Genomic DNA, 15,079 nt, shown 5'->3' with positions numbered 1-15,079 from the left:
CCGCTCTATTCATTCCAGCACCAGCGCCTTCACCTGGTCTTCGTATTTATCCATGTAGCCGTCCTTGTAACCACGGTGGTGATGACGGACCACGCCATTGCGGTCAATCAGTACGGTGGTGGGCATGGCATCCACGCCATAGGTTTCACTGGTACTGTTCTGCGGATCAAACAGCACCGGGAAGGTCACTGGAATCTTGTCCAAAAGGCGATCCGCCTGGTCGCGATTCTCATCCAGGTTGACGCCCAGCACGGTGAAGCCGTAGTCGCGATACTCCTGATAAAGATCGTCCAGCAACGGCATTTCAGTACGGCAGGGTCCGCACCAGGAGGCCCAGAAATTCAGCAGGATCACCGTGCCCCGCTGTTCGCTGAGCTTCAGGTTGCTGCCATCCAGAGTCTTGAGCGTAAAGTCCGGTGCTGGCGCCCCCTCTGTGGCAAGCGCATTGCTGGCAAAAATCAGCGCCAACGCGCCTATCATCATTGTCAGTGTCTTTTTCATTGTTGCTCCCCCATTTCTTATTTTCAGAAAAACAGACTGACACCAGCGGTCAGCTCCAGATTATGCGTGGTCTTGTCCTCGCCAAGCACATCCAGATTGAAGATATGGTCTTTCATATCCACCCGCACGGCGATCAGATCATTGACCAGCAGGCGGTACCCCACACCGACACCCAGGGTGAAATGCTCGTCACCGGCGAAATCGGTAATCCCGGCTCCGCCAAGCAGATAAAGGGCGTTATTGAACGTTCGCCCGCCAGATAGAAAGGCCTCGCCGGGCAGCAGGTTGTACCCCACCGACGCCTGGTAATAAGTGAACTCACGTTCATCATCATTCAGCAGACGCACCCCCGCATTAAGGGTTTCGAAACTGGTTTCCCCAGCCTCGGCGCGCCCCAGCACTGCCTCGAAGAACACATCCTCGGACAAATGATAATCCAGCCGCACGCCCACCACCGGCTCGGCACCAAAATCTTCAATCGAGAGGATGCCTGCGTACACCCCCGCCTCAAAGTTTTCGCTATCGATATCCGCTTCCTTGATGCGACGCCGCTCGATTTGCGGATCCAGAACCGATTCCGGGTCTGCGTCGCGCACAGCGGATGTGTCGTCTGCCGTTTCAGCCATTGCTGCCGTCGGGAGCAATAGCGGCAGGATCAGAAAAGCAGGGAGAAACCGAGTTTCCATTCTTCCAGATTCCGGTTGTCGTTTTCTTCGGTGAACAGCACATAACTTCGGTATTCACCCCGTAATACAAAACCGCGAGCCAGGTAGGCCTTCAACCCGGCGCCGGCAAAAGCCAGCGTCTCGTCACGATCTTCCGGGCGCACCAATGTCGCCCGCGGTTCAATACTGGCACGGCCAGTTCCCAGCATCGTATAGGGAGAGATTCTCCAGCGCGGAAACAGCTGATGCTGAAGATTGAAATCAATCAACTTGGTATTGGAAAAATTCCCACTGGCCTGGGTGAACATGGCCTCGGCAGTGAGGTTTTCTGTGAACCGATAGCCAAGCCCCACCGCCAGCGAGGTGACGCCTTCAAGCTCTCCCGCCAGCACCGATGCCTGCCAGTGCCCACCGGTAAAATCCTCGTGACCCAGATTCTGCAGTTCCGGCGTCTCACCGCTGCCGTCCAGGGTGGACAGCAGCGCCTTGCGAGGCACCCAGCCAATGCGACCCCGGGCGGTTTCCACCTTGATCCAGCCGGCGCGCTGGAACAGCAATGTCAGCGGCGCATGGCGCTCTACCACATGGAAAACCGGGTAACCGCGACCGGGCCCGGTATGGATATCCACGTAGGGCTCCGCGACCTTGACTTGCAAGGGAGGTGACGGTTCGGATGAAACCGCTTTTACCGGTAACAGCACCAGCATGGATAACAACACAACTACAAGGCGCAACGGGTGCGTCTCCCCTTTCAATCGGACATCAAATAAGCCCGGCATGTCGATTCCGGACTTGTTTTCATGGCAAGCCATTTACGCCATTCGCCTTGTGAACAAGGCTCCAACGGCACCAGTCAGGTTACACAGGACTGGCGCTTTATCAGTTTTCGGGCACCCGGAACGGGTCGTTATAGAGCTGCGCCCCCAGGTCGGCCCATTCCGCCAGCAACCGCAATTCTTCCACCGTCAGCCAGCTGTCATGGACAGCACCCTGGGCAAAGGTATCAAAGAATGCGTCGGAATTGCGCGCCTGGCCAGCCCGTATGGGCGACGAGACCGGCACGGTTTCCGTCACCGGAACAGGGTTACCCATGTTATCCAGAATCAGCTCGCCGTCTTCATCAGTTTGGTAAACCACGTTGCCATCACCGTCAGTGACGATCTCCAGCCGGTCGACCAGGGCGCCGTCTTCCAGCACCAGCTCGTTGTCATTGAACAGCAGTTCCCGGTAGCTGGTGGGCTGTAACGGCTGATCTGCAGACGCCTCACCGGTGAGTTCCAGCTGTGCCGGCGGCACCTGCAACGCATTCATGGCATCCCGACGATTGTGGCAAGAAGAACAGGTAACATCCTCCAGGTTGCCGCCCACATCGGCTTGGCGTGGCAGATCCCAAAGCGGCTGGATATGGTCCTGATAATGGATCACGGTTCGGCATTCCGCCTGCCATTGCTGCTGACAGGGCACCGGGGCGGGCGCCAGGGTCTGCAGATCCGCATAGGCCAGCAACAGGTCTTCGGCCGGAGCCGGATCACTCCAGGCATCAAAGTCGCGCATATCAATGGCAGGGATTTCCCGCTCCGGATAGAGACGGGTGAGCGCCTGGGCCATGGTTTCGCCGGCATCGGCAAATCCGACCACATCGGTGCGGGTGTTTGGGAAAGGCTGCCCGGTAAGGGGAGCGCCCGCATTGATCGAAGGTGCCATGCCATCATTGCGGCCATGGGGTAATGGCGAATTGTTGGCGTGGCACCCCTGACACTGCAGGGTTTCTCCCGGGCGCAGGTTGATCCAGGCACCGTGACGGCTGTATACCGCCTTGCCCGTGGCATCGACCAATTGCAGGCCCAGCGGTGCGTCAGCGGGCACCTGCGCACGCACCGAGCCGTCCGGTTCTACCGGCACATAGCCGACAATTTCGCGCATGCCGAAATTCGCCGCCCGCCCGAACTGGGCCCCGGCAATATCCCGGACATCGTTGTCGGGGATCAATACACCCTTGGTGATACGCAGGAAGCGCACTTGCCGCTCCTGCGGGGTAACCAGTGAGGGGTCCCGAAACTGTTCAAGCGTGGAAATACCTGGCAGCTGTGGGTTATTGAAACTGACAAACCGGCTATCCATGTCGTAGACACTGCGAATATCCAGCCGTGCCAGATTGTCTTCCGCGAGGGCATCGTCACGCTCACTGTCCAGGGCCTGCGAGGGCAGGCTTCGCGCCGTTGCCACTGCCAGCTCTGTGACCCAGAGATCATCCTGCGGGGCCACCACTGGCCGCTGGGTGCCCTCGGCCGGGTCCAGAATCCACAGCCCGAAGGCAGGGGGAGCTTCCGGCAGTCCCTGATTCAGATACTCGGCGGTGCAGGGCCGCAGGGTTTGCCCCTCCAGCAGGCGACAGGGAGACCAGGCCATCAGAAAACGACCGGAGCCATCATCCATGCTCACCAAATCCGCCAGTCGCCCTTCCACCGCCACGGCATCAGTCAGGGAGCTGGCGGGGCCCGGCAACGTCTGTTCAGCCTGACTACCAACCCGACCAAACAGTGGGCCGTCACGATTCACGTAGTTGCCAATATCGATGGCCAGCGGCTGCAACTGCCCGGCTCCGGCCTCGCGCAGACGGGCAGCGGTGAGCAGACGGCCATCGCCCATGAGCGAGAGAGGCAGAAATTCCCGAGTGCGATTATTACCGGCGTCATGGCTGTCGGCCCCATAGAGGGGGGTTAGCGACGTTCCGTCCGGGTTAACCCGGTACAGATCAAAGCGGTTATCGTTATCCTTGTTGTCCCAGCGCAGAAATATCACCCGCCCATCGCGGCCCACCAGGGGCGCCACATCATGGCTCATATTGAAGGTGATCTGCTCAATCTCCACGCCGTCCGCACTCATCACGTGCAGGGCGAAGGCATAGGTGTCACGGCCTTCTTCCAGCGGGGTGAACTGGGGTTTTCCCTCATCCAGCAACCTGGCCCGTGCCTGGCGCTGGCGGGTTGAGGCAAACACGATACGGCCATCGGGCAAATAGGCCGGATAGCGATCCTGGCCTTCTTCTGCGCGCAGGTCGCTGCTGATCAGCCGCCGCGCGACGCCCGTTTGAAAATCGTATTCCCACAGGTTCCAGGTGGGCTGCTCATCCTCGTCCGCATCGACAATCTCCGGGGCCCGCGCAGAAAACAGCAGACGACTGCCGTCGTAGCTCATGGTGAGATCGCGAACGTCGTGGCCGGCACCGAAAATTGTCGTGGTGACATCACGCGCCACAGCACGGGAGGAAGCGCTGTCGCGCACCATCAGCCTGGCCCCGGCCTGGAACGCTGCCGGTTCTTCCAGGGACTCAACCACAATCTCACCGTCGTCATCCCTGGGCAGCGAACGCTGCACATACGCCACCGGGATATCGGTTACCGTGGGGTCTTTCTGCTGATCCCCCCCGTCCATGCCACCGCAGCCGCTTATCCCCACAAGCAAGCCCAGCAGGACAGGTACCCTCATTATTTTCACCGTTCGTCCGTTTTTTTCTGGTTTGTGTCAGTATCGCGAATCTGTTGTTGATTTTCTGGGCCCCAATTCACAGAGCCTGATGCAGAATGTCATGGACAATGACTGCGGGAAACGGGAAATCTGTTAAACGGTCGATCTGTACTGCCAATCAATGACAGACAGACGACAGCGTAACAAAGAAAAAGGATACAGCCATGAAAGGCTATCGGGGGATCTTTCTGGTGGCGCTGGCTCTGAGCTTGCCTGTGACAGGCATGGCCAACAGTCGCGACCAGGCACAACGCATTCACAATCGGCTGGCGGGTGTACCGGCGGATGCCGCCACACTCACTACCATGGCCAACCTGATCGAGGGCAACCCTACCAGCGGCCCCCGTGACGCAGCGGAACTGGCCATGGACCACCCGGCGTTCTATAACGTCACTCTCAAGCAGTTCGCCACACCGTGGACCAATGAGGCCCAGGATGTGTTCGCGCCATTGAATGACTACACCGCCACGGTAATCGGTGCCATTCGCGACGATCTGGACTTTCGGCGAATCCTCTACGATGACCTGCTTTACGTGGGCAACGTCACCCCGGCGGCGTCTGCGGACAGCAATGCCCATTATCGCAACCTGGAAAGTCAGCACGCCAATCTGGCGGATGTGCTCTCCGCCAGCAGCCAGGCCAGCCAGTACGGCACGCCGTCCCAGGCCGTTGCCGGGGTGCTGACCACTCGTGCCGCTGCCAACGCCTTTTTCTATGCCGGCACCAACCGCGCCATGCTGCGCTTCACCCTGATGAACCATCTCTGCCGTGACCTGGAACAGGTGCAGGACACCACTCGCCCCTCCGACCGCATCCGTCAGGATGTCAGCCGCAGCCCCGGCGGCGACAGCCGTATTTTCCGCAACAACTGCGTCAGCTGTCACAGTGGCATGGACCCGCTGGCCCAGGGCTTTGCCTACTATGACTGGGAAGGCCCCCAGGAAGGCGACGGTGGCCGCATGGTCTACAACACCAGCGCCGACCCGGATACCGGCACCCGGGTGCAGGGCAAATACCTGATCAACAGCAACAACTTCCCCTGGGGCTACATCACCCCGAACGACAACTGGGACAACTACTGGCGAAAAGGCCCCAATGCCAATCTGGGCTGGGACCCGAATCTCAACGGCAGTGGCAGCGGCGCCGCCAGCCTGGGCCGGGAACTGGCCCACAGCGACGTGTTCGCCACCTGCCAGGCGGAAAAGGTCTTTCAGTCGGTGTGCCTGCGCAAACCCGCAGACAGTGCCGACACCTCTCAACTGGAGAGCATGACGAACCAGTTCAAAAACGATAACTACCGCATGAAGACACTGTTTGCCGATGCGGCTACCTACTGCATGGGGGACTGAGGCGATGCGATACTTACCACTTTTCAGTGCTCTCCTGGCCGCGTTGATCAGCGGCTGTGGCGGCAGCAGCAGCGGCTCCGACACCACGCCGAACGTTAACAATGGTGGCGGCAACAACAACGTCACCTATGACGGCCCTGCACCGCGCAATGCCGACGTCTCCGCCTTCAAGATCTATCTCTGGAACAATCTGGTCAGCGAGCAACGCTGCGGCGCCTGTCACCGCGATCAGCAGCCGGACTTCTTGCAGACCGGCGATATCAACCAGGCCTATGCAGCAGCCAACCCGCTGATCGACCTCAACCAGCCTGCGTCCTCGCAGATGGTGCAGAAAGTCGCTGGAGGACATAACTGCTGGGAATCGGATTCGCAATTCTGCGCCGATCAGATCAGTACCTGGATCAGCGCCTGGGCTGGCGAAAGTCTGGGGCTGGGGGGCGGCACCACAGAACTGGAAGAACCGCCGATCAAGGACCCGGGCAACAGCAAGAACTTCCCCCAGGACCCGAGCCTGTTCCAGACCCATGTCTACCCGTTGCTGGACGACCATTGCAGCGACTGCCACCAGAGTGATGCCAACACCCCTCAGGGCCCCTACCTGGCCGCAGATGATGTGAACGAGGCATACACGGCCGTGCGTAGCAAGATCGACCTGAACAGCCCGGCATTGAGCCGTCTGGTAGAGCGTCTCGGCGAAGACAGCCACAACTGCTGGAGCGATAACTGCGACAGTGATGCCCTGGCCATGGAAAATGCCATTCGCGCCATGGCGAACGCCATTGTCCCTACCGCCCCCGACAACGATCTGGTGCTGAGCAAATCACTCAATGTGGACGATGGCACCCTGGCCGCCGGCGGCGGCCGTTACGAGAGCAACATCATCGCCCGCTATGAATTCAAGACCGGCGAAGGCCTCACCGCTTTCGACAGCTCCGGGGTAGACCCGGCCATTCACCTGCAATTCAACGGCGACGTCACCTGGGAAGGCGGCTGGGGCATTCGTCTCAACAACGGCAAGGCTCAGGGCAGCACCGCCACCAGCAAGAAGCTCAGTGACATGATACGCACCACCGGCGAACTGACCCTGGAAGCCTGGCTGGTGCCCGCCAGCACCGGCCAGGATGATGCCCATATCATCAGTTACTCCGCCGGCCCGGATGCCCGCAACCTGACACTGGCGCAAAGCGGCAGCAATTATCAGTTGTTCCAGCGTATCGGTGAAGCCACTGACGGCAACGGCGAACCGGTGCTGGAAACGGCTGACGATCCGCTGCAGGCCAGCCTGCAGCACGTGGCGGTGACCTTCGACCCGGTAAACGGTCGCCAGATCTATATCAATGGTGCCCGCAACGGCGCCACTGACCGGGTCAGCCCCGCCCTGCTCAACACCTGGGACGATACCTTTGCCCTGGTGCTGGGCAACGAAGCGTCCAGTGATCGCCCCTGGGAAGGGGTGATCCGTTTTGCCGCCATCCACAACCGGGCACTCACTGAAGAACAGATTCGCACCAACTTCGACGCCGGCGTTGGCGAACGTTATTTTCTGCCCTTCTTCATCGGTCACCTGATCGATCAGCCCGGCGCCTATGTGGTGTTCGAAGTGTCCCGTTTCGATAACTTCAGCTATCTGTTCGCCGCGCCCTACTTCATCAACCTGGAGCAGGATATCGTCAGCGAGGAAGTGCCCCTGGCCGGCCTGCGCCTGGGCATCAATGGCCAGGTACCGGATGTGGCACAAGCCTTCGCCACCCTGGACACAGAGATCGGCGGCGACGGCTACAGCGAACAGGGAGAAACCCTGTCCCGCCTGGGCACCTTGCTGCCGGTGGAACAAGGCCAGGATAACGATGAATTCTTCCTGACCTTCGAACGCCTGGGCAGCCATACCCATGTGCATACCGAGCCGCAGCCCTTGCCCCTGACCCCCAACGAATACGGTGAGCAACCCCTGGCCGGGCTGCGCAACTTTGCCGAAATCAACGCCACCATGAGTGTGCTCACCGGGGTGCCGGAGGGTTATGGAGAGGTACCGGATACCTATCAGCGCCTGCGCACCCAGCTGCCCAGCGAGGAAAATATTGAAGCCTTCCTTACCGCGCATCAGGTAGGCGTGGCGCAGCTATCCATTGAATACTGCAACGCCCTGGTGGAAGCCGAGCGCAACAATGATGGCAGCATCACTCCCCTGTTCGCAGGGCTGAACTACAACGCGGGTGCCGACACCATTACCCAGCAACAATGGCGGGACTGGGTCATTTCACCGCTGTTTGAACGCATGGTCGGCAATGGTCAGGCCGACCAGCCAGCGCGGGCGGATGTGGAAGGGGAACTGGAGAACCTGCTGTTCGACACCAATCTGACACAGTGCAGCAGTGACTGCGTGGAACGCACCGCCACCGCGGCAAAGGCGGCCTGTGCCGCCATGCTCGGCAGTGCCACCATGCTGATGCAATAGAGCCTGTTTGGGGACAGAATCATGAAACGTAACTTTCTAAAAAAACGTAACCCGCCCCTGCATCCGGATGCTCCCTTGTTGAATCTGGGCCACGGTAAACCGGTCAGCCGCCGGGACATGCTGGGGCGCGGACTGCTCACCGGCGCAGCGTTCGGCAGCGTCGGCATGTTTGGTTTGTTCAGTAATCCTCGCGACGCCATGGCTGCATTGTCCGGTGATCTGGAAGGCATGAAAACCGACTGCGGCATCGCCGCCGCCGGGGCCGGCAAGATCCCCTTCATCTGTTTTGATCTCGCCGGTGGCGCCAACATTGCCGGCTCCAACGTACTGGTGGGTGGCCAGGGCGGACAACAGGATCTTCTCAGCAGTGCTGGCTACTCGAAACTGGGCCTGCCCGGCAACATGGCGCCCAATAATGACCCAACTACCATCAACACGGATCTGGGACTGGCCTTTCACAGTGATTCCCCCTTCCTGCTCGGGATTCTCGACAAGGCCCCGAATGCCACCGCCAACACCAATGGTTGCGTGATTCCGGCGCGCTCGGAAAACGATACCGCCAACAATCCGCACAATCCCATGTACGGTATTTTCAATGCCGGCGCCGACGGCGAACTGCTGTCATTGATTGGCTCTCGCAGCTCCATGTCGGGCGGCAATTCCATGTCCCCGGATGCGTCCATCATTGCCTCAGCCCGCCCCACCAAGGTAGACCGGCGCTCCGATGTCACCGGCCTGGTAGACACCGGCAAACTGGTCGGCCTGCTTGATCAGGCGGATGCGGTATCAGTGATGGAGTCCATCGCCCGCATCAGCCACAAGCGCATTGATCGTATCGACAGCGGCCTTACCGACACCAATCGCCGCGACAACCTGCGCAACCTGTTGCGTTGCGGTTATGTGGAAGCCGCAGACATCACCGACCGCTATGGCGATCCATCGACCCTGGATATCCGCCAGGACATGGACATCCTCGGCATCTTCTCGGACGCCGAACTGAACGACCGGGAGTTTGAAAAAACGGCCTCGGTGATGAAACTGGTGGTCAACGGCTACGCGGGCGCCGGCTGTATCAGCATGGGCGGCTTTGACTATCACACCGGCGAACGGGGAACCGGTGAAATTCGTGACCGCCGTGCTGGCCGCTGCATGGGCGCCTGCCTCGAATACGCTCGCCGCAAGGGAGTGCCACTGATGATTTATGTGTTCAGCGATGGCTCCGTGGCCAGCAACGGACGCATCGATGACTCTGCCGAGGGGCGCGGCAAGGGCGAATGGACTGGCGATAATTCCTCGACCGCAGCGTCCTTCTTTCTGGTCTACGACCCCAATGGCCGCCCCACCCTCAATACGACGGGCGGCACGGCGGAACAACATCAACAGCTGGGCTGGATGCGCCCGGATGCCTCGGTGGAAACCGCTGGCACCCCGGCCGCCAACAACGTGAACCTGCTGGCGGAAACCGTGTGGCTGAACTACATGGCGCTTCATGGTGAGCAAGGCTTGTTCTCGGAGAAGTTCCCCAATCACAGTCTGGGCAACAGCGACTCCATGGACCGGCTCACCGCCTTCGAGCCCATTGTCAGTGGTACCATTACCTGACGGCAACCGTTGGCGCTTTGCTTGCAACGCGAAGGGGGCAAATCAGCCCCGGTGCTTTCTTAAATCTTCGCTTTGCGAGCAACGCTCCAACTTCCACACACTGGTCCCGGATACACCGATGCATTGCCCCCGTCCGCTTCTGTCACTGCTTGTCTGCCTGCCACTGCTGCTATCGTTCCCCGTACACGCCGACTGGCAACAACACAGCTGGGATGTGATGGGTACCCGCGCCAGCATCTCCCTGTGGTCCGAGGACGATGCCGCCCCTCTGTTCCAGCAACTGGAAACGGAGATGGAGCGGCTTAACCAGTTACTGTCACCCTGGATAGACGACAGCGAGCTGGCACGACTCAACCGGCAAGGCCACGAAGCACCGCAAGCCATCAGCCCCGAGTTTTACCGGTTGCTGGAACAATCCCTGCACTACTATCAGCTCACCGGCGGCGCCTTCGACATCACCTTTGCCAGTGCCGGCCACCTCTACGACTACCGGGAGGGCAAGGCGCCCCATGATCAGGAACTGAAAATAGCCGCCCGACATATCGGTGCCGACCGGATTGAATTGCTCGCCGATAACCAGGTGCAATTTCGCACATCAGGCACCCGCATTGATCTTGGCGGGATCGCCAAAGGCTATGCCATCGACCAGGGGATCGCACTGCTGAAAGCCTCCGGCGTTGAACATGCCTGGCTAGCTCTCGGGGGTGACAGCTATGTGCTCGGTGACCACCGGGGCCGCCCCTGGGAAGTGGGCATCCAACACCCCCGCGACCAGAAAAAAGTCGCCATGCGCTTACCCATCAGCAACATCGCCATGTCCACATCCGGCGACTACCAGCGCTACTTCATCCAGGAAGGTCGTCGTATCCATCACATCCTGTCACCACAAACCGGCAAGAGCATCGATGGCCTGGCCAGCGTCACCGTACTGGCAAACAACAGTCTGGATGCAGATGCACTCTCCACCAGTGTCTTCGTGCTGGGCGTAGAAAAAGGTCTGGCGCTGATCAACCGGTTAGCGGATACCTCCGCCATCATCATCGACCGCGGCGGTAACGTTTTTTATTCCGACGATTTAACGACACCGGAATAACGGTGAACTATGCCTGCGGGGAAGGTGGATTACGCCTTCAGCTAATCCACCCTACACAAGAACGGAACGTAGGGTGGATTAGCCGGGAGGCGTAATCCACCTTCAAACACCTATTCCCACTCCAGCGCCACATCCCTTACCGGCCCGGCCCAATCTTCCGCAAACAACCCTTTCCTCACATCCCGGTGAAAACTGGAGTACGGCCACTCCTTTACCGCTGACACATAGCCATGCTTGACTGGATTGATGTAGCAGTACTCCACGTGATTGCTATAGTCCTGCTCGTTTCTGATCTGGTGCTCCCAGAAACGGCGTTGCCAGATACCTCTTTCGCCCCGACGCAAACGGCTTTCCCTGATGCTTTCCTGTCTCGGCAGTTGCTTGCCAAAGCCCGTTTTGATCAAGCGCCAGCGTAACGAGAAATCATCATCCAGATCAGGCAACGTCCACACACAATGCATATGATCCGGCAACACCACCCAAGCATTGATCATGAAAGGGTATTTACGGCGAACGCGACCAACCACATCACGCAGATTGTTCACCAGCTCGATTAACAGGGTGCTGCGACGCTGCTGCAAGTTCACGGTAAAGAACCAAGTCTGTCCGCCTTCGAGAAGACGACGATATTGGGGCATGATCACATCCTTGTGATTGCATGTATGGTTTGATGGTGGATTACGCCTTCGACTAATCCACCCTACGTTTCTATGGGCGAGTTACCAGCCAGGCGCCGGCGCCGATCATGGCGCAGCCGGCGATTGCGTTCAGGGGTTGTTGCAAGCGGGGATTGCCATGGCGAGCAATCCGCTGCGCAAGCAACGCATACACCACCTTTACGCCGCCCACACTGAAAACGGTAATCAGCAGCACCGCGACAAGATCCATTGCATCCGGCGTGTGCATATCCACAAACAGGGGAAACAGGCTGGCGTAGAAAACAATGGCCTTGATATCGCCCAGGGTCACCGCCAGCCCGGCCAGGAAACTGACCGTCTTGCTGCTACCATTGATCGACTCTGCCTTTAAGGCCGTGCCACGGCTGCGGATAAGCGTGATGCCGAACCACACCAGCCAGCCCCCCGCGGCAATGCGGACCAGTGTGAAAAACCCGCCCAGTTGCTGGGCCAGCTCGGTCATCCCCCACAGGGCAAGCGCGGCGAACAGCAAATCCGCCACCACGATACCGGCGGCCACCCAGAGACCGTGAGCTACGCCCAGCCGGGCAGAACGCACCACCACCAGCGCAACGCTGGTACTAGGCAGTGCCGCCAGCACCATCATCACCGGAATCAGTAACAGCAACCCGTATCCATCCATGGTCATGCCCTGCGATTAGCCCCGTTACCTTGTGAACAAGACTCCCACGACATCGTTGCTCTCAACACAACGTCGCGGTTAGCGCCTGGCTTGCAAGGCAAAGAAAACAGCGGCCCTTGTTACTCGACAAGCGGCGCCGAGTCACTGCTCGCCGCCGGCTCACGCCCATTGCGCAACGCCTTGTTATACAGATCCGCCAGGCCTTCATGGGCTGCCGCACTGAAACGCTTCAACCGCTTGCGGGTCACCGTGACCTGCTCAAACGCGGACGCCTGCAGAGAATATTGCTGACGCCGCATCAGCCGCTCGCCGCGCTGCTGTAAACTGGCCAACTCCTGCTCTAGTGCGGGCAGTTCCTGGCGGAAAAAATCCAGGCGCTGGACCCGGTTGCTCGCCACCATTACCCGGCTACGCAATTTTCGGGTCTGGTCCAGCATGGCGCTGATGTCATTCAGTTCCTGCTGGCGTTGCCACTGGCGTGGCACGATATCCTGCTGCATTTCCCACAACAGAACCCCCTTGTAAAAATCCAGCTTGGCGGTCATATCCGGCCGTTTACGTTTGCCCCAACTCCGGGTTTTGCGCTCGGCCTCCTGCTGAGCCTGCCAAAGACGCTGCTCATCGTCAGTGGCAAAAGGCAACGGGTCCTGATCCGATACAGCGGCCCGATAATCACCCTGCAGGCGGGTAAGGCGACCCTGGAAATCCTGCTGTGACAATTCCCGCAGCAGGGCCTGAGCCTGGGGTCTGACCTGCTGATGCTTGCGCTCATGGGCGTCGAGCATGGTCTGCATGGCGGGCAAGGTATTCTGCCATTGGGTCAGCAGATTCCGTTGACGCATCAGCTCATGGTAGTTGTGCCAGCCATGCTGGAATTCCGTGGTGGCAAACCATTCGTAGAAAGTCGGAAAACTCTTCACCCGTTTTGGTAAAAACGGGGGCACCGGGTCCATGGCGGTGGACCAGCGTGGCTCACCGACCATTTCCGCAAACCAGTCACCATTGGCAATGCGCGCCTCCACTTCCAGCAGGTACTCTTCCAGCCCGTCGAAGCGCTCCAGCGCGGTCTGAAAAGCCTGACGAGCGGAACGCTGATCGCCCATCTGTTCGTACAGATAGGGGATCGCCAGCTGCGCTTCCTGCACGGTGGAACGCTGGATCGATTTACTGTCCAGCTGCTGCAGCACTGGCAACGCCCTGCCCGGCTGGTTCTCGATCAGCAGGGCGCGGGCGTAAAGCAGCAGGGAGACATCAGCAAAGGGCCCTTCCAGGCGGGCATCGCGCAACAATTTTAGAGCACGGTCCTCCTGGTCGCTGCGCAGCATGTAAATTGCCAGCGCCAGCATGGCCTTGTCCTTGATCGCGTTCACCTCTGGCGCGCCGGGCGGCATATTGGCCAGCTCCCACAACCATTCCTGGCCCAGACCCGGGTGTTTGCCGTTGATCCAGCTGATCGCCAGGTTATAGCGCAGGTAGGCATTGAGCGGATGATTGGCGGCAAAGGCATCCAGGGATTCCGCCGCTTCTTCATAGCGGCCCAGGCGCATCAGCACCCGCGCCCTCAGGCTGTGGTAAACCTCTTGCAGATCCTCAGGCGGCGGACCGGCCTGTTGCTCCAGGGTTTCCAGCGCACGGGGGTATTTCTGTTGTCGGTAATAAAGTCCGGCAAGATGAATCCAGGCGCGCTGGGCCACTTCACCACTGACCTGCTGGTCCAGCAAGGCACTGAACACCCGCTCGGCATCTTCCGGCATACCGTAGGCGCTGTACATGGCGCCCAGCAGGACTTCCAGGTCCGCCCGGTGCACATCCACCTCGCCCCGCTCCAGGGCCATCTGCGCCCGGGTCAGGGCAGCGAAGTAATCTCCCTGTAGGTACAGATACGCCACTTCCCCATAGGCCAACTCCTGCACCTGATGCGGCTTGTCCAAACGCCCCCAGGCCAGTGAGCTGATCAGCAACAACACCACGCCACACCACTTCAGCATGTTCGCCTCAGCGCCAGTCACGGAACAGGAGACGAGGCTGCTGTTTGGCCTTGTCATCCTCAATATGCAGCTGGACGAAATGGCGGCCATGGCGCTTTTCAAACTGCCCGGTGACACCCCGTCGAATTTCCCTATCTTCAGGCCCCATTCCGGTCACAAAGGCAGTGATTTCGTGCTCGCCGTTTTTCACGTTGGCCAGCGCCAGTCGCTGCACCGCCCCGTTCTTCAAGGCCCGAATTTCCCGCTCGGTGTAAAGGTGGCTGGCCAGTACTTCGCCATCCAGCTCCAGGGTAATGCTGTCCGGCTGGAAGTAATGCCCCACATCCAGGGATACATAGATGCCTACCTGGGTATCGGCAGGAAACAGCAGCTCCTCCTCCAGCAGTAGCAGACGCTTATTGACTTCCAGTACGTCGCGCTTGAAGTCCGCCAGCTCCTGATCCAGCTCGGCCCCCTGAAGCTGGCTGGCAACCAGCATCAACAGCAACACTACTACTTGGCGCATTGCGCTCCCCCAATCCCGATGGTTTTTTGGCAATCTACCATAGCCATGCGACTTTGACTGTTGCGATCGTCAC

Annotated in this window: 12 protein-coding genes; 4 read left to right on the top strand and 8 right to left on the bottom strand. The window is 59.5% G+C overall.

Features of this window, described 5'->3' with window-relative positions:
* Positions 1-9 precede the first annotated feature (9 nt).
* The 4 genes from ACMG4N_RS06115 to ACMG4N_RS06100 all read right to left on the bottom strand — a co-directional run bounded on the left by ACMG4N_RS06115 (position 10) and on the right by ACMG4N_RS06100 (position 4,655).
* A complete protein-coding gene (locus ACMG4N_RS06115) occupies positions 10-501 on the bottom strand; it encodes a TlpA disulfide reductase family protein (RefSeq protein WP_414433108.1) in 492 nt (163 codons plus the stop codon).
* A 23-nt stretch (positions 502-524) separates the two neighbouring features.
* Positions 525-1,127, bottom strand: coding sequence for an outer membrane beta-barrel domain-containing protein (locus ACMG4N_RS06110; protein WP_290510777.1), 603 nt, complete (start codon positions 1,125-1,127; stop codon positions 525-527).
* Between the two features lie 29 nt (positions 1,128-1,156).
* On the bottom strand, positions 1,157-1,900 hold the full coding sequence (locus ACMG4N_RS06105) for an outer membrane beta-barrel protein (RefSeq protein ID WP_414433107.1): 744 nt from the start codon (positions 1,898-1,900) through the stop codon (positions 1,157-1,159).
* Positions 1,901-2,045: 145 nt separating this feature from the next.
* Positions 2,046-4,655, bottom strand: coding sequence for a hypothetical protein (locus ACMG4N_RS06100; protein WP_414433106.1), 2,610 nt, complete (start codon positions 4,653-4,655; stop codon positions 2,046-2,048).
* A 203-nt stretch (positions 4,656-4,858) separates the two neighbouring features.
* On the opposite strand from ACMG4N_RS06100, the gene ACMG4N_RS06095 reads away from it, so the two are divergent.
* The 4 genes from ACMG4N_RS06095 (at position 4,859) to ACMG4N_RS06080 (ending at position 11,193) form a co-directional block, all read left to right on the top strand.
* Complete coding sequence (locus tag ACMG4N_RS06095) at positions 4,859-6,043, top strand: hypothetical protein (RefSeq protein ID WP_414433105.1); 1,185 nt, start codon at positions 4,859-4,861, stop codon at positions 6,041-6,043.
* Between the two features lie 4 nt (positions 6,044-6,047).
* On the top strand, positions 6,048-8,498 hold the full coding sequence (locus tag ACMG4N_RS06090) for a LamG domain-containing protein (RefSeq protein ID WP_414433104.1): 2,451 nt from the start codon (positions 6,048-6,050) through the stop codon (positions 8,496-8,498).
* 21 nt (positions 8,499-8,519) lie between these two features.
* Positions 8,520-10,100 (top strand): general secretion pathway protein GspF, encoded by a 1,581-nt coding sequence (locus ACMG4N_RS06085; protein WP_290510772.1) that lies wholly within the window; start codon positions 8,520-8,522, stop codon positions 10,098-10,100.
* Between the two features lie 118 nt (positions 10,101-10,218).
* Complete coding sequence (locus tag ACMG4N_RS06080; protein WP_414433103.1) at positions 10,219-11,193, top strand: FAD:protein FMN transferase; 975 nt, start codon at positions 10,219-10,221, stop codon at positions 11,191-11,193.
* A gap of 110 nt (positions 11,194-11,303) precedes the next feature.
* Here the strand turns inward: ACMG4N_RS06080 and ACMG4N_RS06075 are convergent, their stop codons facing one another.
* The 4 genes from ACMG4N_RS06075 to ACMG4N_RS06060 all read right to left on the bottom strand — a co-directional run bounded on the left by ACMG4N_RS06075 (position 11,304) and on the right by ACMG4N_RS06060 (position 15,006).
* Positions 11,304-11,831 (bottom strand): REP-associated tyrosine transposase, encoded by a 528-nt coding sequence (locus ACMG4N_RS06075; RefSeq protein ID WP_414433102.1) that lies wholly within the window; start codon positions 11,829-11,831, stop codon positions 11,304-11,306.
* 70 nt (positions 11,832-11,901) lie between these two features.
* Positions 11,902-12,513 (bottom strand): LysE family translocator, encoded by a 612-nt coding sequence (locus ACMG4N_RS06070; protein ID WP_414433101.1) that lies wholly within the window; start codon positions 12,511-12,513, stop codon positions 11,902-11,904.
* Positions 12,514-12,632: 119 nt separating this feature from the next.
* A complete protein-coding gene (locus tag ACMG4N_RS06065; RefSeq protein WP_414433100.1) occupies positions 12,633-14,501 on the bottom strand; it encodes a tetratricopeptide repeat protein in 1,869 nt (622 codons plus the stop codon).
* A 7-nt stretch (positions 14,502-14,508) separates the two neighbouring features.
* Positions 14,509-15,006 (bottom strand): hypothetical protein, encoded by a 498-nt coding sequence (locus tag ACMG4N_RS06060; RefSeq protein WP_290510768.1) that lies wholly within the window; start codon positions 15,004-15,006, stop codon positions 14,509-14,511.
* Positions 15,007-15,079: the final 73 nt, after the last annotated feature.

The sequence above is a fragment of the Alcanivorax sp. IL2 genome (genome assembly GCF_047495475.1).
Lineage (GTDB): Bacteria > Pseudomonadota > Gammaproteobacteria > Pseudomonadales > Alcanivoracaceae > Alcanivorax.
The sequence above is the reverse complement of the archived record's forward strand: the minus strand, read 5'-3'. Positions and strand labels throughout refer to the sequence as shown.